Origin of the sequence: Marinobacterium sp. xm-m-312, assembly GCF_013283295.1 — a bacterium.
Classification (GTDB): Bacteria; Pseudomonadota; Gammaproteobacteria; order Pseudomonadales; family Balneatricaceae; genus Marinobacterium_E.
On record NZ_WBYS01000002.1, the window covers coordinates 195,262 to 219,828 of the forward strand.

Sequence of the window (24,567 nt, forward strand, 5' to 3'; positions counted from 1 at the left end):
ATTGACAATCTTTAGACTGGTAAAAAATCTAAAAATCGGGGCTCTAGATTGAAACGAATCAAAACTCTTCATTCCGATCTAACATTTAGCGAACTGGCTTATGGTGTCTGGAGACTCGCAGAGTCCAAGCCAACCACTTCCAGTACCGAAACCAAAATCCAAGCCTGTTTGGCTCAGGGAATAACGACCTTTGATCACGCAGATATCTATGGTGACTATCAGTGTGAGCAACTCTTTGGCGGCGCGCTGAAAGCCAATCCATCCCTAAGAGGCCAGATGGAGCTGATTAGCAAATGTGATATCGCTTTGATCTCAGATCACTACCCAGAGCGACGAGTTAAATATTATGACACCTCGCGTGAATACCTATTTCAGCAGGTCAAACAGAGTCTGAAGAACTTACATACCGACTACCTAGACACCCTATTAATTCACAGACCTGATCCACTGATGGATGCCGAGGAGACGGGAGAAGCACTGGACGATCTCATTAAAGAGGGTTTAGTCAGAACCGTAGGTGTCTCTAACTTTTCAGTGTGGCAGTGGAAACTACTGCAGTCGAAAATGACGAATCGACTGATCACCAATCAAATTGAGATCAATCTCTTTGAACAGTGTTCACTCTGGGATGGAACGCTGGAAGCGATGCAACTCGATCAGCTACTGCCAATGGCTTGGTCACCACTGGCGGGTGGACAACTGTTTAACCAACCACTCAATTCAGAGCTTGAGGGCTTACTAAACAGAATCGAGCAGAGCCAACAGTGTCAGCGTGAACATATCGCACTGGCGTGGTTAAGAGTGCACCCTGCCAATATTCTTCCTGTTGTTGGCACAAACAATCTAGATCGAATAAAGGCGCTGCATCAGGTCAATCATGTTGAGCTTGATCGAGAGACCTGGTTTGAGCTTATGACCGCAGCAAAAGGCTCGGAAATACCATAAAAAAACCGGCGTTAAACACGCCGGCAAGACTAATACGCTAGGAAGAGCTTGTGTCTTTAATGGTACATCAGAGGTCATCTTTCGAAATTAGCAGTCTAGCAACTGAGTCACGCCAACCTGCATAACGCTCGTTGGCGTCATCAACCGTCATAACGGGTTCAAAGTGCTTATTCAGAGCCCAAGTTTTTGCGAACCCTTCTTGATCTGGATAGAAGCCAACATGCATACCTGCAAGCCACGCAGCACCCAAGGCAGTGGTTTCAATAATTTCAGGTCGATCTACAGGTGCCTGTAAGATATCTGCAAGAGACTGTGCCATCCAATCATTAGCCACCATACCGCCATCAATTCGCAGCACCGCCTCTGCTTTACTTCCACCTGAATTAAGCCAGTCTGATCGCATGGCGTCGGATAGGTCGCGAGTTTGGTAGGCAACCGATCGAAGCGCGGCTCTAGCCAGATCAGCAAAGCCAGTATCACGAGTAAGACCAAAAATGGCGCCACGACACTCCGTATCCCAATACGGTGCTCCAAGCCCTGTAAAAGCAGGAACAAGATAGACACGATTCTCCGGCTTAGCCTCACTCGCTAAAGCCTCGGTATCCTTAGCATCACGAATGATTTTCAAACCATCACGTAACCACTGCACGACAGCACCCGCAATGAAAATGGATCCCTCTAAAGCATAAGTAGGTTTTCCATCAAACTGGTAAGCAATCGTACTCAACAGTCTATGCTCTGATTTAACGCAGTGGTCACCTGTATTGAGCAAAGCAAAGCAACCCGTACCGTAAGTCGATTTGAGCATTCCAGGTTGAAAGCAAGCCTGCCCTATTGATGCGGCCTGTTGGTCGCCTGCCACACCACAAATCGGTATCGCATTACCGCCAAACAGATCTTCGCGAGTTTTACCAAAGTCATCGGCGCAGTTTTTTACCTCTGGCAACATACTCCTTGGGATATTCAGAATCGCAAGAAGCTCCTCATCCCAACACCCGTCATGAATATTGTAGATCAGTGTTCGTGAAGCATTGGTAGCATCAGTTGCATGCACCGCACCACCAGTAAGACGCCAAATCAAATAGCTATCGACCGTTCCAAAAAGCAGTTCGCCTGAATCAGCTAAGGCACGAGCGCCCTCGACATTATCTAAGATCCAAGCTAGCTTTGTTCCAGAAAAATAGGGATCAAGCAGCAGACCTGTCTTTTCAGTAAAGGTTTTTTCATAGCCCTTAGATTTCAGATCATTACAAAATTCACCCGTTCTTCGGTCCTGCCAAACAATCGCATTGTAGACAGCCTTGCCAGTGTGTTTATTCCAGACAACAACCGTCTCACGCTGATTCGTTATGCCTATCGCTTTAATATGCGAACTATCGGTTCCCGCTCTCTCGATGGCCTGTCGGCACACTCCAGCTGTGGTTGACCAGATCTCTTCAGGATCATGTTCAACCCAACCAGACTTCGGAAAGTACTGAGTAAATTCCTGTTGACCAGAGGCTGCAATCTTAAGATCTTGGTCAAATAAGATTGCCCGTGAAGAGGTGGTTCCTTGGTCTATAGATAGAACGTAATTTTCCACTAGACTTTCCTAAAAACGAATACGGCCCAAATAATAGATAGAATCAAACCACCCCAGAGAGGTGTACCCATCAAGCCCAACCACCCAAGCATAATAAACACTGTACCTAAGATCGAGATAAATAGACGATCTCCACGAGTCGTGGTTAGGCCAAGCACACCTGTGCGCTCTGCTCCACCTGGGTACTTCACCTCCAGAAAGGCTAGAATTCCAATACATGAAAAGATAAAGACAAACACCAACGCCGTAGGCAAAGTCCAAGCCATCCAACTAAACATTACACCCTCCCCATCGCGAAACCTTTCGCAATGTGATTTCTTACGAAGTAAACAACAATGGCACCAGGAATTATGGTCAAACAACCCGCAGCAGCAAGCAGACCCAGCTCATAACCAGCACTCGATGCTGTCTTAGTCATTGTCGCTGCAATCGGCTTAGCATCAATTGATGTTAATGTTTTTGCCAACAACAATTCGACCCAAGAGAACATGAAGCAGAAGAACGCGGCGACACCGATACCCGCTTTAATATTGGGCATAAAAATAGTCACAAAGAATCGTGGGAAGGAGTAACCATCAACATAAGCGGTCTCATCAAGCTCTTTCGGAATACTCTTCATGAACCCTTCTAAAATCCACACAGCAAGCGGGATATTGAAAAGACAGTGGGCTAAAGCCACAGCAATATGAGTATCAAATAAACCAACGGCTGAGTACAACTGAAAGAATGGCAAGGCAAATACTGCTGGCGGTGCCATTCGGTTAGTCAGCAACCAGAAGAATAGATGTTTATCACCCATGAAACGGTAGCGGCTAAAAGCATAGGCCGCTGGCAGTGCAACACAGAGTGAAATCACTGTATTTATGAGCACATAAGTTGTCGAGTTTATGTAGCCCCAATACCAAGTTGGATCATTGAAAATGACTGCGTAGTTTTCCAAAGTCCACTCTTGCGGAAAAAAGGAGAAGCCACTCAGAATCTCATTGGTTGTTTTAAAGCTCATTGATAGCAACCAGTAAATTGGCAACATCAAAAAGATAATATAAAAAATTGGAGCTAAGCTTTTAAGTTTCATAACGCCCCCTTAATCCTTCACATCTTTATTCATTATTGTGTAGAACACCCAACTCACCAGTAGAGTGATCGCGAAGTATATGAGTGACATAGCCGCTGCTGGTCCTAAGTCAAACTGACCAAGCGCTACTTTAACCAGGTCGATAGACAACAGAGTTGTGGAATTACCAGGGCCACCACCGGTCAATACAAAGGGTTCTGTATAGATCATGAAGCTATCCATAAACCGTAACAGTATCGCAATCATCAAAACCTGCTTCATCTTGGGCAATTGAATGTATCTGAACACAGACCATTTGGAGGCCCCATCAATCTCAGCTGCTTGATAGTAAGCATCGGGAATTGAGACAAGACCTGCATAAGAGAGCAGTACAACCAACGAAGTCCAATGCCAAACATCCATAACTATTAGCGTGACCCAAGCAGCCAATGGGCTCTGTGTCATGTTGTAATCAATACCAAGCCAGTTTAATCCGTAGCCCATTAGACCAATATCTGGAAGAGTAAATATGTTCCACATTGCGCCAACAACATTCCATGGAATAAGAAGTGGCAGCGACATTAAGATCAAGCAAATAGGAACCCATATTCCCTTTCTAGGCATCGCCAAGGCTATTGCAACACCGAGAGGAATTTCCACCGCGAGAATAATACCTGTGAAGAGGAACTGCCTCCCCAAGGCATCATGGAAGCGTTCTGAATGCAGAACCTGTTCAAACCAATCTACGCCCTGCCAAAAAAAGACATTATTACCAAACGTCTCTTGAACGGAGTAATTCACTACTGTCATCAGTGGTATTAGTGCGTTAAAAGCCACCAATAAAATAACAGGTAAAACGAGGAGCCAAGCTCTAGGGTTTTCGGTTTTCATTGTTATAAAACCTCGTACTCATAGGTTAGATCTACCAACCACCCATCTTTGTAAAGACGAGTTTGCGGCTTATCGAAAGTAAGGTAAGTGCTCCCTTCAGGAACAGGCTGATCCTCATTTAAAACTGCGAAGACCTTTTGTGAGCCTACTAACGTTTGTAAGACCTTATGACGCCCAACATCCATAACATTGACCACCGTTGCCGGTATGCCTTGCTCGGCGATTCGCACAAACTCGGGACGCACACCTATCTCTAAAGATTTACCTTCAGCTTCAACAATAGGACTGCTTACTTCAAGGAAGTGGCCACCAAGGGATACTTGACCGTCAACTATTTCAACAGGCAATACATTCATACCTGGTGAACCAATAAAATGACCAACAAAGGTATGTTCAGGTCTTTCAAAAAGCGCATCTGGAGTGCCAACCTGCAGTACCTGACCGAAGTTCATCACTACAACCTGATCCGCAAATGTGAGCGCCTCTGTCTGATCATGCGTCACATAGATCATTGTTGTTTTGACCTTCTGGTGCAGCTCTTTCAGCTTCGAGCGAAGCTTCCACTTCAAATGTGGATCAATGACGGTCAACGGTTCATCAAACATGATCACGTTAACATCCTCTCGCACCAGACCTCGACCTAGGGAGATTTTTTGCTTGTTATCTGGGGAAAGCCCTGCCGCTTTAGTTTGTAAAAGATCATCGATCTCCAGCATGGATGAGATCTCTCTGACTTTTACATCAATCCTAGCTTCATCGACCCCACGATTTCTCAATGGAAAAGACAAGTTATCGTAAACCGTCATCGTGTCGTAGATCACGGGAAACTGAAACACTTGAGCAATATTACGCTCCGATGGAGAGAGGCTCGTAACTTCATTATCATCAAAAAGCAACTTGCCGTGGCTTGGTTCTAAAAGACCCGAAATGATATTTAGCAAGGTCGTTTTACCACAACCAGAGGGGCCCAGTAGCGCGTAAGCACCGCCATCATCCCAATCAAAGTGAACCCGTTTCAAGGCAAAATCATCATCAGACGATGGATTGGGGTAGTAGGAGTGTCTTATATTATCGAGTTTTATTTTAGCCATTGTTACTACCTAACCGCTTGTCCGTGGGAATCAAAGTAGAAGCATTTACTGCTATCAAGATAAAAATGGTGGCGCTCTCCCACCTTAAATGGGTGCAGTCCATTCGCTTGCGAGACCCAAGTGCCACCCCCCATGGAAAAATGAGCGACGCTTTCTGAACCGGATAGCTCAGTTACCTGAATACGACCGTTTAACTCAATTGCACTATCTCCATGTCCAGTCGGTCTAACAAAATGAGGACGAATACCCAGTGTATAGTTTCCATCAGGCATATGTTGGGCTGTGCCCTGTGCCGGCCAACTCAAAGTTTCACTCAAATGAATGCAACCATCATACTTTTTAACACTGATTGTATTTAAAGGAGGATCGGAAAATACTTCTGCAGCAGTCAGATTGACTGGCGTACGATAAACATCAGAGGTGGCACCAAACTGCGCAATATGACCTTCATTAATAGCAGCGGTATGACCACCTAACATCAAAGCTTCAGCAGGTTCTGAAGTTGCGTAAACAACAATTGAGCCACGATCAGCAAAAATACTGGGCAACTCTGCACGCAACTCTTCGCGCAACTTATAATCTAAGTTCGCAAGTGGTTCATCAAGAAATACAGCTGTAGAGTCTTTAATAAGGGCTCTAGCCAACGCACAACGTTGCTGTTGGCCACCTGAAAGCTCATGAGGCTTTCGATCTAACATAGGTCCTAAACGAAGCAGATCAACGGTAGCTTCCAGTCGTTTATTAATCTCCGCATCAGACATTTTTGATAATTTAAGTGGCGAAATAATGTTATCTCTTACACTTAAATGGGGATAATTAATAAAGAACTGATGCACAAAACTGATGCTTCTCTTCTGAGGTGGTGTTTTCGTAACATCTACACCGCCGTACAAAACCGAACCAGCTGTTGGCGAATCCAGTCCTGCCATCAGTTTCATCAGGGTTGTTTTACCGGCATTTGTCGCACCAAGTAAAACATTAAACTCACCTGGTTCAAGAACGAGATTTGTCTCGTGTATATGCATTTCGGCGCCGACGCGCTTTGCAACATCTTTTAATTCTAAATTCATGGAAATATCTCTGAGAAAGAAATCGAGAGGGCCTACGGCCCCCCCGTTTTAACCGTTAGTTAGTCCAGCTTTTCACTAGCTCATCATAATTAACGGTTTGACCCTGAGGCTTCTCATTAGCAAGTTTAGCCTTAGGACCACCTTCACGACCCAACCAGTAAGATGGATCCTTCTCTTCGTTCAGACGAGGACCACAACCGCCGTAAACGTTTGCACCTTTGTCTGCACGCTCCATACGAGCCATGGTGATGTCCATCTCTTGAGCTAGACGATCCATTGCTTCTTGAGGTGTGAATGCGCCCGAGTTCACGTCACCAATCTGCTGCCACCAAATTTGAGCAAGCTTAGGATAGTCAGGAACGTTGACACCGGTTGGAGACCACATATTACGATCTGGCGAACGGTAGAACTCAACTAGACCACCCAGTTTTGGAGCTCGCTCTGTGAATGATTCGTGATTAATAGAAGAGTCACGAATGAAGGTAAGACCTACGTGAGACTTTTTCACATCAACTGTTTTTGAAGTCACAAACTGAGCGTACAACCAAGCCGCCTTGGCACGATCTTCAGGTGTCGATTTTAGGATGGTCCAAGAACCAACATCTTGGTAACCGACCTTCTGACCTTCTTGCCAGTATGGGCCGTGGGGGCTTGGAGCCATACGCCACAATGGTGTTCCTTCAGCATCAACCGTATTATTGCCCTCGGCTTGAGATTTAACCATGTCAGCCGTAAACGCGCTGTACCAGAAAATCTGTTGAGCAACATTACCTTGGCTCAGTGCAGGAAGTGATTGGTAGAAGTCATAAGATGCGGCACCTGGAGGAGCATATTTACGTAGCCATTCATCCCACTTACGAATAGCGTAAACTGCAGCAGGACCGTTTGCGGCACCACCACGAGAAACACTAGCACCAGCTGGATTACAACTACCCTCTTCCATACGGATACCCCATTCATCAATAGGACGTCCGTTTGGTTGACCAGCAGAACCGGCACCCGCCATAGATAACCAGGCATCCGTCATACGCCAACCAAGGTCAGGGGCACGTTTACCGTAATCCATATGGCCGTAGATTGGAGTTCCATCAATCTCTTTGACGTGAACGGAGAAGAACTCCGCAATGTCCTCATAAGCGGACCAGTTAACAGGCACACCTAGATCATAGCCATAGATATCTTTGAACTGTTTTTGGAGATCTTCGCGATCAAACCAGTCTTTACGGAACCAGTAAAGGTTAACAAACTGCTGACTTGGCAGTTGGTATACTTCACCATCTGCACCAGTCGTAAACTCAAGACCCATGAAATCGTCTAGATCAAGATTAGGGTTAGTAATGTCTTTAGCGGGACCGTTCATGAAATCAGTCAAGCTATGAGCCAACTGAAGACGAGAGTGAGTACCAATCAAATCTGAGTCGTTCACATAAGCATCGTAAAGATTACGTTTAGTCTGCATTTGAGTCTGAACGGCCTGAACAACTTCCCCTTCACCCAACAATTGGTGATTTACCTTAATACCCGTAATTTCTTCAAAGGCTTTTGCGAGAACCGTAGACTCGTAGGTATGTGTAGGGATAGTTTCTGAGAGCACATTGATTTCCATTCCAGCGAATGGTTTCGCAGCATTAATGAACCACTGCATCTCTTCAATTTGTTGCTCTTTAGTGAGTGCGGAGGGTTGAAACTCACTATCAACCCACTTCTTAGCAGCGTTGATGTCTGCATAAGCAGCGCTTGTGATTGTTGCCGAAGCAAACGCGACAGCCAAGGCTAGCTTTTTCTTCATGGTCTTTCTCCATCTTCATTATTTTTATCAACGAAGTGATCTAGAAATCATTCGTTAGAGTCGATACTCGCAAACGAAAGCAAACGAAGTCAAGAGAAAATTTTTATTGACTTAAATTTTCTTTTTGTTAGCTTTCACCTAATACGAATATAAACGAATGAAGAAAAACAACACAAATGAACGAAATACAACATAATGATGTAAAAGACCTGGTTATTATAGGTGGTGGCATAAACGGTTGTGGCATAGCACGTGATGCAGCTGGTAGAGGATTAACGGTCTCTCTTTTCGAGATGGGCGATCTGGCTCAAGCAACCTCCTCAGGCTCAACTAAGTTGTTTCATGGCGGATTACGCTACCTTGAATATTATGAGTTCAGATTGGTTCGCGAGGCACTTATCGAAAGAGAGCGTTTACTAAAAGCCATGCCGCACATAAGCTGGCCACTTCGCTTCGTTTTACCGCACCACAAAGGGCTTCGTCCAAGTTGGTTATTAAGAGTAGGACTGTTTATCTATGATCATCTAGGGGGCAGAAAAATTTTACCTGCCACTAAAACTCTTAATTTTGCTGAAGACAAAACAGGTATCCCTCTTAAAAAGTCACTAAAGAAAGGGTTTGAGTATTCCGATTGCTGGGTTGATGACGCTCGTCTAGTAGTCCTCAATGCAAGAGACGCAGAAGATCGTGGCGCCACAATTCACACTAGGACACGTGTTGAGACCGCAGAAAGAGTGGATGGTTTATGGCGGGTTACCGTCAGAGATTTAATCACTAATGAAGAAATGAAAGTTCACGCGAAAACGGTTATCAATTGCGCTGGTCCTTGGGTAGCAGATGTCCTTAATAACAGTCTTCACCTGAACTCAAAACATGGCGTCAGGCTAGTTCGCGGAAGCCATATCGTTGTAAAGAAACTTTATGCTCACGATCGAGCCTATATCTTCCAACAGAGTGATAACCGGATCATTTTTGCTATCCCCTATGAAGATGACTTCACTTTAATTGGCACAACTGATGTGGATCACGAAGGTCCAGCCGAAAAAGCTTACTGTACTCCAGAAGAACAAGAATATCTTTTGAAAGCTGCCTCTGAGTACTTTGAGAAACCACTAAAAGATTCTGATGTTGTCTGGACCTACTCTGGCGTTCGTCCCCTTTACGATGACAATGCCTCCTCAGCCACTGAGGCAACTAGGGACTATGTTCTAAAGGTAGATTCTGTCAACGGACGAGCAGCAGCACTCAATGTGTTTGGTGGAAAGATTACCACTTATCGAAAACTTGCCGAGTCCGCTTTGAGAGAGATTGAAAAATTTCATCCCCAAATGGGTAGAGCATGGACAGCGGGTATCCCTCTTCCTGGTGGAGACTATGAACTAACAGATAGTGACAATCTGCTTAGTAAGATTCAGATGAAATACCCATTCCTAGACAACCGTTGGGCAAAACGAATGCTAAGAACCTATGGAACAGACACTTTCAATATACTTGGTAAGACAACAAATATTGAAGAGCTGGGGCAGCATTTTGGCTATAACCTTTATGAATTAGAGGTTAACTGGTTACAGGATAATGAATGGGCAAAAACTGTTGAAGATATCCTTTGGCGAAGAACGAAGCTTGGCTTAAGAATCGATACAGAGAACAAAGCCAAACTTAATGCTTACCTTGCAGCAGATGGAGTGTAAAAAAGCCCAATAGCTATAAGTCTGATATATGACTATGATAATAAAAAAGTTAATTACGGAATGTTAGATGCGCCAACATCGCAGGTTTGAATTCATACTCGATAAGATCGCTGAAAGTGGTTTTGTGACTATAGATGAACTCACTTCATCACTTGAAGTGACGCCCCAAACTATAAGACGTGATGTCACTCAATTGGAAACGGAGGGGCGCGTAAAACGTTATCATGGTGGTGTTGGTGCGGTTGAAAACAGCACAACAAACAGCTCTTATAAAACTCGTAAAAGTGTTAATTCGGACGCTAAACAAACTATTGCAAAACTCGTTGCTGATTATATCCCCGATGGCGCATCCCTATTTATCAATATCGGCACCACAACAGAGGCAGTCGCCGAAGCCCTGTTGAGCAAACAAAATCTGACCGTAGTGACCAACAACTTGAATGTCGCTGTTACCTTATCCTCTAAGAGTGACTTCACAGTCATTGTTGCAGGTGGCGAAGTTCGAAACAGTGATGGTGGCATTGTCGGCTCTCCAGCGACAGACCTCATAAACACCTTTCAGATGGAGTACGCAATCATAGGCATCAGCGGTATTCAACAAGATGGCACCCTGCTTGATTACGACCTCAGGGAGGTCAGAGTGTCACAAGCCATTATAGCAAATGCCTCAGAGGTACTCCTTTGTAGCGATAACTCCAAATTTGGCAGAACACCCATGGTGAAACTAGGGCACATTAAGGACATATCAAGACTGTTTACGAATGACTGCCCCGATGATCAGTTCGCCAATCTTTTAATTCAAAATGATGTAGTCATTCACTGTCCAGGAAACAATCCAGTCTCTAATCGCCAACTATCAGAGTAAAAGCCACAAAAGCCAAGCTGTAAGCCAAAACACCATACCCCACAAACAGACCGGCCGGCAGCGACCAGCTACCGCTCTCCCTGCGCAACGTTGCTAGAGTTGAGACACACTGCGCAGCAATGGCGAAGAAGACAAACAGAGCGACTCCAGAAGCCAAAGAGATGCCAGAATCCTGAATCTGTTGAGCCAAGGATGTAAACTCCTCCTCGGCACCTTCAATACCATAGAGTGTACCCAGTGTGCCGACAAAGACCTCACGCGCTAGGAACGACGCGATAATGGCAACACCGTACTTCCAATCCAGGCCGATGGGTTCAAAGATAGGCGCTATGAATTTACCAATAGCCCCCAACCAGGATTCACCCAAATTTGCCCCCTGATTAGGGAAGTAGCCTAACACCCAGACCACCACACTGACCCAGAAGATCACGGGGCCTGCACGTTTCACAAAATCACCACTGCGTGACCAGGCCAACTGGCCTAAAGTTTTTGCACCCGGTAGACGATAGGGAGGCATCTCGAGAACAAATGGGAGATCACTCCCCTTACCTGCCTTTACTCTAGAGAGTAACGACACGATCAACAAGGCCATAACGATTCCGAATAGATAGATCGCCAACATGGCCAGACCTTGCAACCCTACTGCACCACCTAGAAGTGACTCATTGGGAATAAACGCGACAATAAGAAGCCCATAGACAGGTAGTCGAGCCGAACAAGGCATAAGCGGAATGGCAAAGTAGGTTAACCAGCGACGTCTTGGTGACTCTATGGTTCGTGCTGCATAGATGCCTGGGATAGCACAGGCGACACCCGATAACATTGGGACAAAACTTTTACCAGTTAGACCAAAAGCGCGAAGCGGTCTGTGACAGATGACAGCGGCCCTAGCAAGGTACCCTGAATCTTCCATAAAACCGACGATCAACGTCAGAATAAAAATCTGAGGTACAAACACCAAAAAAGCACCCAGCCCGCCAAATAGAGCATCTTTAACAAAGTCATGCAGCATACCGCTTGGTATCAGAGGCAACACAGAGTCTGCCGTGAGTCCAATCAGTGACTCTACGCCATCCATCAAAGGAGCGGCCCAACTGAATATCGCTTGGAAGAGTAAAAACATGATCAACAGAAAACTCAGACCACCCGTCAGGGTACTGAGGAAGAATTGATCCGCTCGGTTATGAACCAGAAGCAGGTAGTCCCCTTTGGGACCAAACTCATTCGCCAACGATTCCGCTAGATTTCGGAACACAGATGCGTCAAACGCAATCAGATCCTCTTTTAGCTCGCTCTTTGGAACCTCTATCCCCTGCCCTGAGCGTGTAATGATTTGATCGACGCCTACACCGCTCTTTGCAGAGATCGGAATGACCGGCATATCCAAGCGTTGCGACAGCCCTTCAGCATCAACGCTCTGATTATGACGCTCAAGAACATCATGCATATTGGTCACAATCATCACTGGATGACCAGCACGTCGACAGGCCTCCCTAACCTGCAACGCAAATACCAGACCTTTTTCCATGCGGGTCGCATCGACAACACAGACAACGGCTTCTATGTGACCGACAGGAACGTCCAACAATTTATAGAAGGCATCTACAGCAACTTGCTCTTCGCCCGAAAGAGGGGTTAAAGAGTAAGCGCCAGGAAAATCGACTACTAATAAGTCTGATCGACCGACCGCTGGCCCTGTTGAGGTATCGACTGTAATTCCAGGAAAGTTTGCCACACGCTGATTCATACCGGTAAGACGATTGAACAGCATCGATTTTCCCGAGTTGGGGCTTCCGACCAGTAGTAGTTGTTTCATTATTCAGACGTGACCGGATGTGCAATCACACACTCTGCGATTGTCTTTTCAAGTGAGTAGACTGCGTTACCCACTTTATACAATTTAGGAGCGCCCAAACGAGGTGCTTGAGTACATAAAACGCGAGCGCCTTGATGGAACCCCAGCTCCTCCAAACGCGCTTTCACAGCAGCATCCAAAGCGGGGGTAAACCCTTCAATAACACTTTGAATACCCCGTTTCATCTGCCAGAGATTGGCACATTGAATTTGAGACACAATGAATATCCTTTAACCTATCTAACAATTCTAAATGAGAATCATAATCATTTAAACCAAAATTTAAGGATTTATTGATCATGCAAAAGAAGATTATTCAGGCTCAATCACGTAATCGATGAACTCATCTTCTGTGATTTCGTTATCTTTGACTTCGTAGTAGCTCAAGACAGAAGCGTTAGCTTCGATGACACTGCGCTGATCACCGCTGACCAACGGATGCCATTGTGGAAGCTCATGCCCCTCATAGATCAGGCGGTAGGCACAACTTTGCGGAAGCCAGTGGAACTCTTCGACATCTTTTGGATGCAATTTGACACAACTGGGCTGGCGAGTGGATCGGTTAGGATAATCCGTGCACTGGCAGTTATCGGTATTCAGAAGGTGACAGACGACGGTGGTGTAGTAGACCTCTTCTGTATCCTCATCCTCTAGTTTGTGCAGACAACAGAGGGCACAGCCGTCACAGAGAGACTCCCACTCGTCGTGGGTCATCTGTTCCAGTGATTTACTGCGCCAAAACACCTCTGACATTAGCGGACGCCTGTCTCTGGACGATCCATGTGGATATCGAGCATATAGTCCTCTTTAGGAGGCGGCATCTGCAGGTAAAAACCTTGGTCACGGATGCTTTCAAGCACTTTTGCGGTATCGGCGCGCGCCAATTTACGTTCGGCAGTTAATGGCATATCCATAGAGTGAACAGGAGTACCAAAGATCTCGATAAGGGCATCCGGAACACGCTCTAAGCCTTCACGCTTATCAACGTAGAGATACATCTCATCTTTTTTTGAGCTTTTATAAATAGAACAAATTAACATCAGTTTGACTCGTTTAATTCTGCTAGCTGATCAAGCAGAGCCTGACCAATCAAAGGTTTACGCCATCCACATAGGCTATCTGGCAATTCATAATGACCCGTCTCAACACCTGTGCGAATCAACGCTTCAATATCTCGTTTTCTCAGCATCAGCTCCGGCGCCACATTGTGTTGCTCCGCCGCTTTGGCACCAACTGCACGCAAGGCTTTAAGGTGAGCATGAAACTTGAACTTCAGCGGCTGCTCAATCGGCTCTGGCGGGTTATCTTGGGCTGACTTATCGGCATTTTTCAGGCAGCGAATAATATCGTTACCAAAATCCCAGACGTTGCCTGAACGCAACCCTTCAATTTTTCTCAAATCGTCGCGCTTATTGGGCCACTGCTGAATCACATCGATAATCTGATGGTTAGACAAGATGCGATTGCGGGCTTTATCCCTCAAACGGCTGGTGCGTTCACGCCAAATGGTCAGGTCTCGCAGAGCCGCTAACTTACGCGTCGGAATATTCCAGAGCTGTGAGAAACGTCGATAGTAGTCATCAATATTCGCTTCGTTAGCAATGACACTGGCAACTAGCTCTTCGCACTCCTCTTTGACCCACTCGGTGCGCCCCAACTTCTCAAGCTCTTTAAACTGCATCTGAACGATTTCGGCTAGGTAGCAGACATCCAGTGCCGCATAGAGTGTCTGATTATCAGTTAGCGGGCGTTGTAGCCAGTCGGACTTGGTTTCACCCTTATCCAGATCGATATCCAGCGCATGTTTAACAAGACGCTGAAGTCCCATACTGAAACCCCAACCACAAAAAGCGGCCGCGACTTGGGTATCAAACATCGGTGAGGGTGCCGCTTTATAGCGATGTTTAAACAACTCAACATCTTCTCCACAAGCGTGCAGAACCTTTAAGACCTGAGGCGCTTCTAGCAGCTCTCTGAATGGGCGCCAGCGTTTTATAGGCAGTGGATCAATCAGATAAACACTGTGCTGATCAGCGACTTGAATCAGGCCTGGCTTTGCGTAGAAGGTGGAGGTACGAATGAACTCAGTATCCAAGGTAATCAACGGCACCTCTAACCACTGCTGACAGTAGTGAGCCAACTGCTCTTCGGTATCGATCCAGATTGGGTTTTTGGCCGCTTGTCTCAGCTTGGCAAAGTCGTAACCGCTAAAATCTATCAACTTATCGCTCCATCTGGCGGCGACCGGCCAGCGCATGCGCCAGAGTACCGCCATCTACGTACTCAAGCTCGCCACCTACAGGCACCCCGTGAGCAATACGACTGATACTGACATCAACATCGCGAAGCTGTTCGGCAATGTAGTGAGCGGTCGCTTCACCCTCTACCGTTGGATTGGTGGCCAACACCAGTTCGTTAATCTCGCCCTGGTAGACTCGATCCAAAAGCTGATCGATTTTCAAATCTTCCGGCCCTACTCCATCGATCGGCGACAGGTGCCCGCCCAATACAAAATAGAGGCCTGCGTAGCCCCCCGTCTGCTCGATCGCCATCAGATCAATCGGTGATTCCAAAACACACAAGGTTTTACGATCACGCGCTGCATTACTGCAGATATCGCAGACGGCCTGCTCAGAGAGCGAGTGGCATTGTTCACACTCACCAATATTCTGAGCAGCATCAGCCAGCGCACCACTGATCTGGATGGCAGCATCGCGATCACGCTCTAACAGGTGCAACGCCATACGCTGAGCCGTCTTAGGGCCCACTCCCGGTAGGCGACGCAGTGCGCTGATTAGCGATTCTAGCTTAGGGGTTAACGACATAATTAAAACGGCATCTTAAAGCCAGGTGGCATACCCATACCTTGGGTGATTTTCGACATCTGCTCTTGGCTGGTGGTTTCAACCTTACGCACCGCATCATTAACCGCTGCAGCGATAAGATCTTCTAGAATCTCTTTATCCTCTTCCATCAAAGAGTCATCGATGCTGACACGTTTTACGTCGTGACGACCGTTCATAACGATGCTGACAAGACCTGCACCCGCTTCACCCGTCACTTCAGCGCGAGCGATCTCCTCTTGCGCTTTCTGCATGTCCTCTTGCATCTTTTGGGCCTGCTTCATTAGGTTGCCCATTCCACCTTTCATCATAACTATGACCTCACTCTATCTCTAAAGGCTCAACGGAGAGTTCATCTAACTGTCCATCGAACATCTCAATTAATCGTTCCACATTGGGATCTTGTTTCAAATGCCTTACCGCCGCTATGCGTCGCTCTTCAGCACGGCGAATACGGTAGTTCACCGGCGTTTCACGAGTCTGTTCAGCCAGCTGAAAATCAACCGACATCGGCTCTTGGAAAAAGGCGGTAATCGCATCAGCAATACGTTGTTTGTGCTGATCATTGAAGAGCGCTTCCTGCTCAGCCGTATAGTGCAACACCATACGGTTCCCCTGAAGTGTCTCAAGGGACATCGCCTTAGCCAAGCTCTCGGTCATACCGGTTAGATCCAGTTGGGCAATCAAATGCACCCAATCTTCAAGCGCAAAATTGGAGAGCGTAATTGATTTTTCTAGCGTTTTTTTAGCCTGTTCTTTCTGCTCAACCGGCTCAACTGCCTCTACTGGCTTAACCTCTTCAACTACTGGTTGCTCATCCGGCTTATCGTAAGTGGCTAGTGGCGTCTCTTCGCCAAACAGATCAATCGCACTGTCGTTAGATTCAACAGGGTCAATAGCCGGCTCATCCATGAGTTTATCCATGGGCTCAGCTGGCTTAAATGGTTCAGATGGCTCAACCCTAGCGGACTCCAACGGAGCCGATACGGCCTCCATCGAGTCCGCTTCAAACTTTTTTGCCGTTGGCTCCTGATCTGCATAGGCCTCAGCGGGAATATCCTCCCATGGCGGGGGATCATTCACTGGAGCAGACTCTGGCTGCGCTAGCGTCGCTTGAGTCTCTAGCGGCTTTTCAACAACTGGCGTTTCGATCGCTGGCTGTGGTTCCGGCTCACTGACAGCAGGCTCATTTTCAACAGGCCTAGAGATCTCAGACGGCTTAACGGGTGGCGCATCGATAGGACGCTGATCGACAGGACGGAAGGCCAACATACGTAACAAGCACATCTCTAATGCTTCACGAGGGTTCGGTGACATCGGCAGATCACGACGGCCTGTTAATGCGATTTGGTAGTAGAGCTGTATCTCTTCTGCACGCACCTTGCCAGCAAGCGCTTGAATCTGAGCCTGATCCCCTAAGCTATTATCGATCGCAGCAGGCACCACTTGAGCCAAGGCTACTCGATGCAGAATCGAGATCATCTCAGCTAATACACCAGCAAAATCGGGCGAAAACTCAGCCATGGCTGCTACTCGATCGATCGTTGCTTTACCGTCACCGGCCACAATCGCATCCAGTAGATCAAACACCAAGCGATGATCAATGGTACCCAACATAGCACGCACATCACCTTCACGCAGCGCACCAGAGCCAAACGCAATGGCCTGATCGGTCAACGACAGCGCATCACGCATAGACCCATCCGCAGAACGCGCAATCAGCCAGAGTGAAGCGTCATCAAAGGGGATGGACTCTTCGCCCAGTACAAACTGAAGGTGAGAGACGATCTTCTCTGGCGCCATGTTCTTCAGGTTGAACTGAAGACAACGACTCAAAATGGTCACTGGCAGTTTCTGTGGATCGGTTGTCGCCAGTAGGAATTTAACGTGCGGTGGTGGCTCTTCCAACGTCTTCAACAAGGCATTGAATGACGAGGTCGACAACATGTGTACCTCGTCTATTAGGTAGACTTTGTAGCGACCTTGAGTTGGTGCGTATTGCACGTTCTCTAACAGCTCACGGGTATCTTCCACTTTGGTACGTGAAGCCGCATCGACCTCGATAAGATCAACAAATCGACCTTCAGCAATTTCGATACAGGAGCTACAACGACCACATGGCTCCGAGCTGACGCCCTCTTGGCAGTTCAGCGCTTTAGCAAACAGACGTGCAATGGAGGTTTTACCCACACCTCGCGTGCCGGTAAACAGATAGGCGTGGTGCAACCGGTTCTCGTCGAGCGCATTCACAAGCGCTTTTAGAACGTGCTCCTGCCCTACCGTTTCAACGAAACGACGGGGACGCCATTTACGGGCTAAAACCTGATAACTCATCCTATCCTCAGTGGTCGGAAAATTTTAACCCGATACTAACATTTATCGTTGGTGAGGGAGAGTCAAACAGCGGGAATTTTTACCAGAAATGGAGATGGCCCCACCAGCCACATCCCGGCACATGAGTCGACCGCTGTGGCTGCTCCCTTCCGGGCCTGACCAGGTTCACGGTTTATCATTGCGGGAGGACCAATGGAGCCACCACAAAAACACCTCGAATGAGGAGCGCGAAGTATAAGCACCCCGCTAGGCTATTGCAAATGAAGTTAAAGCAGACCTGACAGCATCACACCCGCCAGAAGCGTCAATGCCACCGCCATGCCTCGATTGATTCGCTGCTCGTGCTTTTCCAGTAGCGCCAAGCTTTTGCGTGTACTTAGCAGTAGCGAAACGATGATGTACCAGAGGGTATCAGTAACCCAGGGCGTTACGACCAGCAGCGTCTGCGTTTCAAAGGTTGATTCAGAGCCGACAAAAGGGGCAAAAATCGCAATAAAAAAGAGCATCAACTTAGGATTGAAGGTCGCAATAACGGCCCCATCACGAATCGCCTGCCAATAACTGGTTCGCGCGCGCTCTTCAGGCGCAATCTTCATCGATCCACCCTGCCAAGCGCCGCGTGCCATGTTCAGTAGATAAAGGGCGGCGATGACGGTTAAACCCACCTCTATCCAAGGCAAACGAGCCAGCAGCTGACTTAACCCTACGACCGTCAATAGAGCCCAACCACCGACCATTAAACCGTGCGAGATTGCAGTTAATAGACCATGAACACGGGATCCATTTAACGCCTGGTTTACAACAACCAAAAGGCTGGGACCGGGTGAAACTGCCCCCAAAGTACAGACCGCTAATAGGGTTAACCACTCAACTAAATTCACAAATACCTCAATGAAAAAGCTATGTTAAACTCCGCGCATTCTAGAACTTATGGAAACAGGTGTCATGGCGGGATCACTTCAAGACCAATTGTTAAAAGCGGGCCTTGCTAACAAACAACAGGCAAAAAAGGCGACGATTGAGAAGCGCAAAAAGAAAAAGCAGTCTCCTGATGAGGTCGCTGCAGAAAAAGCCAAACAGCAAGCGGATATCCAAGCCAAACGCGAGCAGAAAGCGGCACAAGATCGCGCCTTGAATGAGGCACGTGATGCCGAACAGGCCGAGAGAGCGATCGATGCTCAAGTGAAGCAGCTGATTGAACATCATCAAATTACGATATCAGAGCGCGCAGAGACTCGTTACCAGTTCGCTGATGGCAAGACCATCAAGCACATCTACATCGATGAATCGATGTTTCAGCCGCTTACTCGCGCCCAGATACGGGTCGCTAAACTCGGTGAAGGTTATGCTTTAGTACCGGCCGTTGTGGCAGAACGAATAGAACAGCGTCGTCCTGAACGAATCATTCCTCTGTCTAGCGATCAACAGGTGAGTGATGAGGATGATCCTTATGCGGATTACGCGATTCCTGATGATTTGATGTGGTAGGTTGGAGCGTAAATAGAAGGCGGATGACAGGCTAAAGCCAGTCACCGGTGCACGTAACGTATTACGGAGTCATGGTGACTGGCCTTCAGCCTGTCACCCGCTCTGACAGCGTTTTCCAGAGACTCACTCAGAATACCGCCTAGGAACACGCGCTGTTAGCCCCGCAAACAGCGTGTAGTCGATGGTATCGCAGCATTTAGCGACCCTATCCGCAAGTAACTGTTCATTGAACATGATCACCTCATCACCTACCGACACTGACGGCAAATCGGTCACATCAACGGTAATCATATCCATTGAGACACGACCGACGATCGGTGCTTCAACACCATTAACCAACACAGGTGTACCTTGCTTCGCTTGGCGCGGATAGCCATCGGCATACCCAATGGCGATCGTCGCAATTTTACGAGTTGATTCCGCGGTATAGGTTGCACCGTAACCCACCGACTCACCCGGTGAAATATCGCGCAACGCAATAATGGCTGTTTTCAGCGTCATAGCAGGCTGCAAACCTTGCAAACCCAGCTCACTCGGCGTTCCACCATAAAGCCCAATGCCTAGCCTCTGCCAACTATCAGCAGGCGTTGCTTGGGTAAAAATTCCGGCAGAGTTAGCAAAACTACTGAGGTTAGTTTTGACTGGATTAAACCGCGACTGTGCAACCTCATTACGAGGATGGGCAGGCTGATCGGCGCAGGCAAAGTGACTCATCATAACCGGTATAGGCAGTCCCTCTATAGAGGAGAACTGCTCCATTACACCCGCTACGGCATCTGCATCAAAACCGAGGCGATGCATACCAGAGTCCACTTTTAACCAGATCTGTGGTCGCCAATCGGTCGTCGACAGATAGCGAATTAGCCACTCAATTTGATAGTCACTGTGACAGACCACCCAAAAGTTTTGACGCTCACAAGAGGCTAACTCCTCCTCTGAAAAGCAACCTTCAAGCAGCAGAACAGGCGCTTTAAGGCCACCCTCACGCAGCTCTAGCGCTTCCTCGATAGAGGCAACACCAAAGGCATCGGCATCAGACTCTAAGGCTAGCGCCACCTTAACAGCGCCATGACCATAAGCATTCGCTTTAACCACGGCCAGAGTTTTGGCCTGCAGATTTTGCTGCTTGGCCAGTGCCAAATTATGTTTGAGGGCAGCTAAATCGATCTCAGCAACAAGAGGACGAGGCATGATTAGTCGGCTGTCACCATGATGGCATCGATCTCGATATCGACTGACTTAGGCAACTCTTTCACAGCAAACGCAGCACGCGCTGGATAGGGCTCGTCGAAGTAACGCGCCATCACCTCATTGACCTTGGCAAAGTGCGACATATCACTCAAAAGAATAGTCAATTTCACTGCTTCGTTGAGCGAGCCACCTGCCGCTTCAGCAATCGCTTTTAAATTTTCAAACACCTGAACGGCCTGCGCTTCGAAGCTTTCAGTCACCAGCTCCATCGATTCTGGAATCAAAGGAATCTGACCTGAGATGTAGACCGTGTTACCCACTTTGACAGCTTGTGAATAGGTACCAATGGCAGCCGGTGCATTGGGTGTAGAGATGGTGCTGCGATTAGACATGAAGCGCTCCTGATCAAGAATATTAAACTCAGGCCATTATCGCAGAGATCCTGGTTCTGACAAGTAGTAGAACTTTGTTTACTATTAGCCAACTAATTTGGGAGCCAAGATGAAACGCGCTGATCAACTACTGCTGGATAAAGGTCTGTGTGATAGTCGCACGCAAGCACAACGTACCATTAAAGAGGGGCGCGTTAGCTACCTTGATAAAGCCTGGCGCATCTTAAGCAAACCCGGCATCAAGCTTCCCGAGTCGACTGAGTTTCAGGTGACTCTGTCTGAAGTCGACCAGTACGTTTCGCGTGGTGCACTGAAACTGAAAGGCGCCGTTGAGATCTGCCAAATTGATCTTAACGATGTTCATGCCATCGATGTTGGACAATCAACCGGTGGCTTTACCGATTACCTCGTTCAACAGGGTGCCGCCTCTGTACTAGGTATTGAAGTGGGACATGACCAGCTGGCACAGAAGCTGAGATCCAACCCAAAGGTGACCTGCCTTGAAGGCTATAACGCGCGTGAACTCAAGCCTGAGCTAAAAGCACACAGCCCCACTGGACAGTTTGATCTAGCCGTTATGGATGTCTCATTCATTTCGCAAACCCTTATTTTGCCGGGACTTTGCCAACTACTGGACAGAGGGAGCTACCTAGTCACACTGGTGAAACCTCAGTTTGAGTTAGGAAAGGAGCACATAGGCAAGGGGGGAATCGTCAAATCGACGGATCTCTATAAAGAGCTGGAGGAGCGTTTTAAAACGCTGATGTCCGAGTTAGAGATGAGAGTAGTGACCTACATCGACAGCCCTATTAAAGGGGGTGATGGGAATCACGAGTTTCTGCTCGTCGCAGTAAAAGACCCGCTCACCCAATAATGGGGAGCGGGAAACCTGGACGGTTTAAAACTTAATTAATCGGCCTGACGACGCAGGAAGGCTGGGATATCCAAGAACTCCATATCATCAGTACCGGTTTTCTGTTGTACTGGCTCTTCCATCTCAACCGCCTGCTCGGCTTGTTGAGCCTGACGATTACGGATTACTGTTGGCAACTCAAGCTGGCTGAAATCAGAGGCTGTAGGTGGCGCCGTTTTCACCTCTACTTGCGTTGGGCCACCGGTTGTCACATCACTGTTTACAACACGGGCACCCGCCTGTTGAGCCTGAGCTAAACCAGTCGCTACTACCGTGACTTTGAGCTCTTCACTCATATCTGGATCGATAACGGTACCGACCACAATGGTCGCATTGTCTGACGCGTACTCTTCAACAATTTCACCCACTTCAGCGAACTCACCCAGGCTAAGGTCCATACCCGCTGTGATGTTCACCAAAATGCCACTTGCGCCTTTCAGATCAACATCTTCAAGCAGTGGACTCTTAATCGCCGCTTCCGTCGCTTCTGCTGCACGCTCATCACCACGCGAATGACCGGTACCCATCATGGCCATGCCCATTTCAGACATCACCGTGCGAACGTCTGCAAAGTCGACGTTGATCATGCCCGGACGGATAATGAGGTCAGCAATGCCTTGAACGGCGCCCTTAAGTACATCGTTGGCTTCACCAAAGGCTTTGATCAAGCTGGTGTTTTTACCTAGCACAGGAAGCAGTTTCTCGTTAGGGATAATAATCAGAGAGTCGACCTGCTCCTGCAGCTCACGAATACCCTCTTCCGCAATCTTCATGCGTTTTTTGCCTTCAAATGGGAAGGGTTTAGTGACGACCGCCACCGTCAGAATTCCCATCTCTTTAGCCACTTCGGCAACGATCGGTGCAGCACCCGTACCGGTACCACCACCCATGCCAGCAGTGATGAAGACCATGTCGGCACCACGCAGAGAGTCGGCAATCTGTTCACGGTCAGAGACCGCTGCCTGACGACCAACATCCGGGTTAGCGCCCGCACCCAAGCCTTTCGTCATATCACCACCGATATGAAGGGCTGTACTAGCGGCCATTTTTCCAAGTGCCTGAGCATCGGTATTGGCACAGATAAAATCTACACCCTCTACATCCGACGCGACCATGTGGTTGACTGCGTTACCGCCACCACCACCGACACCGACAACTTTGATTACTGCGTTCTCGTTTGTATCTTCTACTAACTCAAACATATCTTCCTCCAGGTTTTATGTAAGGCAGGCCCGATCTTTGCCGGTTACTGCCAACTAAGCTCTGATTAAAAGTTACCTTTTAACCAAGATTTTGTTTTAGAGACCCACCCTTCTGATGGCTCTTTTTTAACTCGTTTTTTCTCAGGCTGATGCTCAGCAATATCGTCCGGCATCAAACCAAAATCGGTCATTGTTTCGGCATCCACATGCTGATCAAGGTCGTTATCCGCCGAGTAGAGCAACAGACCAATCGCCGTTGCGTAGATAGGGTTACTCAACAGATCATCAACACCGCCTACACCCGTTGGCTTAGCCAAACGAACAGGCATGTGGAATATCTCTTCAGCGAGCTCAACCGCGCCTTCCATCTTCGAAGTACCGCCGGTCAGGACGATGCCGGCTGCCGCTAGATCTTCAAACCCACTGCGGCGAAGCTCTTGCTGAACTAGGGTAAACAGCTCTTCATAACGCGGCTCCACCACTTCAGCCAGAGCTTGGCGTGATAGATCTCGCGCAGGACGATCACCGACGCTTGGAACTTTGATCGTCTCATCAGCACGCGCTAACTGCGCCAATGCACAGGCGTACTTCATTTTGATCTGATCGGCATGCTGCATTGGGGTGCGCAATGCCATGGCAATATCATTGCTGACTTGATCGCCCGCAACAGGAATCACAGCTGTGTGACGAATTGAACCTTGAGTAAAGATCGCGATATCGGTGGTACCACCGCCGATATCAACCATGCAGACACCCAGATCCTTCTCATCATCAGTCAACACCGCGTAACCCGATGCCAACTGCTCAAGAACTACGGCATCGATCTCAAGACCACAGCGGCGAACACACTTCTCAATATTCTGAATGGCGTTAGTCGCACCGGTAATCAGATGAACCTTAGCTTCCAAACGCACACCGGACATGCCAAGCGGCTCTTTGATGCCCTCTTGGTTATCAATCAAATACTCTTGCGGAAGGATGTGCAGAATGCGCTGATCCGCCGGAATCGCGACCGCTTGAGCAGCCTCAATGACACGCTCTACGTCTGATTGAGTCACCTCTTTACTCTGCAGAGCAACAATACCGTGTGAGTTTTGACTCGCAATATGGCTACCAGAGACGCCCACACTGACTGAGTGAATTTTGACTCCCGCCATCAACTCAGCCGCTTCAACCGCTCGCTGGATCGACTGCACAGTAGATTCGATGTTAACGACCACACCGCGTTTTAAACCGCGTGATGGGTGAGAGCCGACGCCCACGACCTCAATATCACCGTCCGTACCGATCTCGGCCACCATACAGACGACCTTAGAGGTACCGATATCAAGAGCTACAATCATTTTTGAATCCACGATTCACACCCAATTTT

Annotated in this window: 25 protein-coding genes and 1 other RNA gene; 5 read left to right on the forward strand and 21 right to left on the reverse strand. The window is 47.8% G+C overall.

All coding sequences use genetic code 11. The features are described from left to right. Positions 1–48: 48 nt before the first annotated feature. Positions 49–945: an aldo/keto reductase family oxidoreductase gene (locus XMM312_RS03565; protein WP_173488718.1), complete on the forward strand. Its 897-nt coding sequence runs from the start codon at positions 49–51 to the stop codon at positions 943–945. A 67-nt stretch (positions 946–1,012) separates the two neighbouring features. On the opposite strand, the gene glpK is transcribed toward XMM312_RS03565, so the two are convergent. Genes glpK through XMM312_RS03600 form a run of 7 tightly spaced genes read right to left on the reverse strand, consistent with a single transcriptional unit; the run spans position 1,013 to position 8,422 of the window. Continuing rightward, positions 1,013–2,527 (reverse strand): glycerol kinase GlpK, encoded by a 1,515-nt coding sequence (gene glpK, locus XMM312_RS03570; RefSeq protein WP_173488719.1) that lies wholly within the window; start codon positions 2,525–2,527, stop codon positions 1,013–1,015. Then, complete coding sequence (locus tag XMM312_RS03575) at positions 2,527–2,805, reverse strand: DUF2160 domain-containing protein (RefSeq protein ID WP_173488720.1); 279 nt, start codon at positions 2,803–2,805, stop codon at positions 2,527–2,529. Before XMM312_RS03575 ends, glpK begins: the two co-directional genes overlap by 1 nt. Continuing rightward, positions 2,805–3,602: a carbohydrate ABC transporter permease gene (locus XMM312_RS03580; protein ID WP_173481349.1), complete on the reverse strand. Its 798-nt coding sequence runs from the start codon at positions 3,600–3,602 to the stop codon at positions 2,805–2,807. The genes XMM312_RS03575 and XMM312_RS03580 overlap by 1 nt, the downstream gene beginning before the upstream one ends. A gap of 9 nt (positions 3,603–3,611) precedes the next feature. Continuing rightward, positions 3,612–4,472: a carbohydrate ABC transporter permease gene (locus tag XMM312_RS03585; RefSeq protein ID WP_173481350.1), complete on the reverse strand. Its 861-nt coding sequence runs from the start codon at positions 4,470–4,472 to the stop codon at positions 3,612–3,614. Between the two features lie 2 nt (positions 4,473–4,474). Further along, entirely contained in the window at positions 4,475–5,563 is a 1,089-nt protein-coding gene (locus XMM312_RS03590; RefSeq protein WP_173488721.1) for an ABC transporter ATP-binding protein, read from the reverse strand. A 5-nt stretch (positions 5,564–5,568) separates the two neighbouring features. Continuing rightward, positions 5,569–6,633 (reverse strand): ABC transporter ATP-binding protein, encoded by a 1,065-nt coding sequence (locus XMM312_RS03595; RefSeq protein WP_173488722.1) that lies wholly within the window; start codon positions 6,631–6,633, stop codon positions 5,569–5,571. A 55-nt stretch (positions 6,634–6,688) separates the two neighbouring features. Next, positions 6,689–8,422 (reverse strand): ABC transporter substrate-binding protein, encoded by a 1,734-nt coding sequence (locus XMM312_RS03600; RefSeq protein ID WP_173481353.1) that lies wholly within the window; start codon positions 8,420–8,422, stop codon positions 6,689–6,691. A 176-nt stretch (positions 8,423–8,598) separates the two neighbouring features. Between XMM312_RS03600 and glpD the strand changes: the two genes are divergently transcribed. Together glpD and XMM312_RS03610 are read left to right on the forward strand one after the other, a co-directional pair. Continuing rightward, positions 8,599–10,113 carry a glycerol-3-phosphate dehydrogenase gene (glpD, locus tag XMM312_RS03605; protein WP_173488723.1) on the forward strand — a complete coding sequence of 505 codons (1,515 nt, stop codon included), beginning with the start codon at positions 8,599–8,601 and terminating at the stop codon, positions 10,111–10,113. Between the two features lie 67 nt (positions 10,114–10,180). Further along, a complete protein-coding gene (locus XMM312_RS03610) occupies positions 10,181–10,978 on the forward strand; it encodes a DeoR/GlpR family DNA-binding transcription regulator (RefSeq protein ID WP_173488724.1) in 798 nt (265 codons plus the stop codon). On the opposite strand, the gene XMM312_RS03615 is transcribed toward XMM312_RS03610, so the two are convergent. From XMM312_RS03615 to XMM312_RS03660, 10 genes are all read right to left on the reverse strand, one after another. Then, a complete protein-coding gene (locus XMM312_RS03615; protein ID WP_173488725.1) occupies positions 10,956–12,794 on the reverse strand; it encodes a ferrous iron transporter B in 1,839 nt (612 codons plus the stop codon). The genes XMM312_RS03610 and XMM312_RS03615 overlap by 23 nt on opposite strands. Beyond that, positions 12,794–13,051 (reverse strand): FeoA family protein, encoded by a 258-nt coding sequence (locus XMM312_RS03620; protein ID WP_217362075.1) that lies wholly within the window; start codon positions 13,049–13,051, stop codon positions 12,794–12,796. The genes XMM312_RS03615 and XMM312_RS03620 overlap by 1 nt, the downstream gene beginning before the upstream one ends. Positions 13,052–13,144: 93 nt before the next feature. After that, positions 13,145–13,585 (reverse strand): YcgN family cysteine cluster protein, encoded by a 441-nt coding sequence (locus tag XMM312_RS03625; RefSeq protein WP_173483100.1) that lies wholly within the window; start codon positions 13,583–13,585, stop codon positions 13,145–13,147. Continuing rightward, positions 13,585–13,872 carry a YcgL domain-containing protein gene (locus XMM312_RS03630; protein ID WP_173484617.1) on the reverse strand — a complete coding sequence of 96 codons (288 nt, stop codon included), beginning with the start codon at positions 13,870–13,872 and terminating at the stop codon, positions 13,585–13,587. The genes XMM312_RS03625 and XMM312_RS03630 overlap by 1 nt, the downstream gene beginning before the upstream one ends. Then, positions 13,872–15,107, reverse strand: a complete 1,236-nt coding sequence (gene rnd, locus XMM312_RS03635) for a ribonuclease D (RefSeq protein WP_254442830.1) — start codon at positions 15,105–15,107, stop codon at positions 13,872–13,874. The genes XMM312_RS03630 and rnd overlap by 1 nt, the downstream gene beginning before the upstream one ends. Next, complete coding sequence (recR, locus tag XMM312_RS03640) at positions 15,055–15,657, reverse strand: recombination mediator RecR (RefSeq protein ID WP_173481359.1); 603 nt, start codon at positions 15,655–15,657, stop codon at positions 15,055–15,057. The genes rnd and recR overlap by 53 nt, the downstream gene beginning before the upstream one ends. A gap of 2 nt (positions 15,658–15,659) precedes the next feature. Beyond that, positions 15,660–15,986: a YbaB/EbfC family nucleoid-associated protein gene (locus tag XMM312_RS03645; RefSeq protein ID WP_173481360.1), complete on the reverse strand. Its 327-nt coding sequence runs from the start codon at positions 15,984–15,986 to the stop codon at positions 15,660–15,662. Between the two features lie 10 nt (positions 15,987–15,996). Continuing rightward, positions 15,997–18,009: a DNA polymerase III subunit gamma/tau gene (gene dnaX, locus XMM312_RS03650; protein WP_173481361.1), complete on the reverse strand. Its 2,013-nt coding sequence runs from the start codon at positions 18,007–18,009 to the stop codon at positions 15,997–15,999. 98 nt (positions 18,010–18,107) lie between these two features. Next, an RNA gene (gene ffs / locus XMM312_RS03655) (signal recognition particle sRNA small type) lies at positions 18,108–18,204 on the reverse strand. A 71-nt stretch (positions 18,205–18,275) separates the two neighbouring features. After that, positions 18,276–18,890 carry a LysE family translocator gene (locus XMM312_RS03660; protein ID WP_173481362.1) on the reverse strand — a complete coding sequence of 205 codons (615 nt, stop codon included), beginning with the start codon at positions 18,888–18,890 and terminating at the stop codon, positions 18,276–18,278. Positions 18,891–18,954: 64 nt separating this feature from the next. Here XMM312_RS03660 and XMM312_RS03665 point away from each other — a divergent pair, with 64 nt between their 5' ends. After that, positions 18,955–19,497 (forward strand): DUF2058 domain-containing protein, encoded by a 543-nt coding sequence (locus XMM312_RS03665; protein WP_173481363.1) that lies wholly within the window; start codon positions 18,955–18,957, stop codon positions 19,495–19,497. Positions 19,498–19,620: 123 nt separating this feature from the next. On the opposite strand, the gene alr is transcribed toward XMM312_RS03665, so the two are convergent. Together alr and XMM312_RS03675 are read right to left on the reverse strand one after the other, a co-directional pair. Continuing rightward, positions 19,621–20,688: an alanine racemase gene (gene alr, locus XMM312_RS03670; protein WP_173488726.1), complete on the reverse strand. Its 1,068-nt coding sequence runs from the start codon at positions 20,686–20,688 to the stop codon at positions 19,621–19,623. A gap of 2 nt (positions 20,689–20,690) precedes the next feature. Next, positions 20,691–21,080 (reverse strand): RidA family protein, encoded by a 390-nt coding sequence (locus XMM312_RS03675; protein ID WP_173481365.1) that lies wholly within the window; start codon positions 21,078–21,080, stop codon positions 20,691–20,693. Between the two features lie 109 nt (positions 21,081–21,189). Here XMM312_RS03675 and XMM312_RS03680 point away from each other — a divergent pair, with 109 nt between their 5' ends. Then, complete coding sequence (locus XMM312_RS03680) at positions 21,190–21,954, forward strand: TlyA family RNA methyltransferase (RefSeq protein WP_173484613.1); 765 nt, start codon at positions 21,190–21,192, stop codon at positions 21,952–21,954. A gap of 35 nt (positions 21,955–21,989) precedes the next feature. Here the strand turns inward: XMM312_RS03680 and ftsZ are convergent, their stop codons facing one another. Both ftsZ and ftsA read right to left on the reverse strand, forming a co-directional pair. Further along, positions 21,990–23,195, reverse strand: coding sequence for a cell division protein FtsZ (gene ftsZ / locus XMM312_RS03685; RefSeq protein WP_173481367.1), 1,206 nt, complete (start codon positions 23,193–23,195; stop codon positions 21,990–21,992). Positions 23,196–23,260: 65 nt separating this feature from the next. Then, complete coding sequence (gene ftsA / locus XMM312_RS03690) at positions 23,261–24,538, reverse strand: cell division protein FtsA (RefSeq protein WP_173481368.1); 1,278 nt, start codon at positions 24,536–24,538, stop codon at positions 23,261–23,263. Between the last annotated feature and the right edge of the window lie 29 nt (positions 24,539–24,567).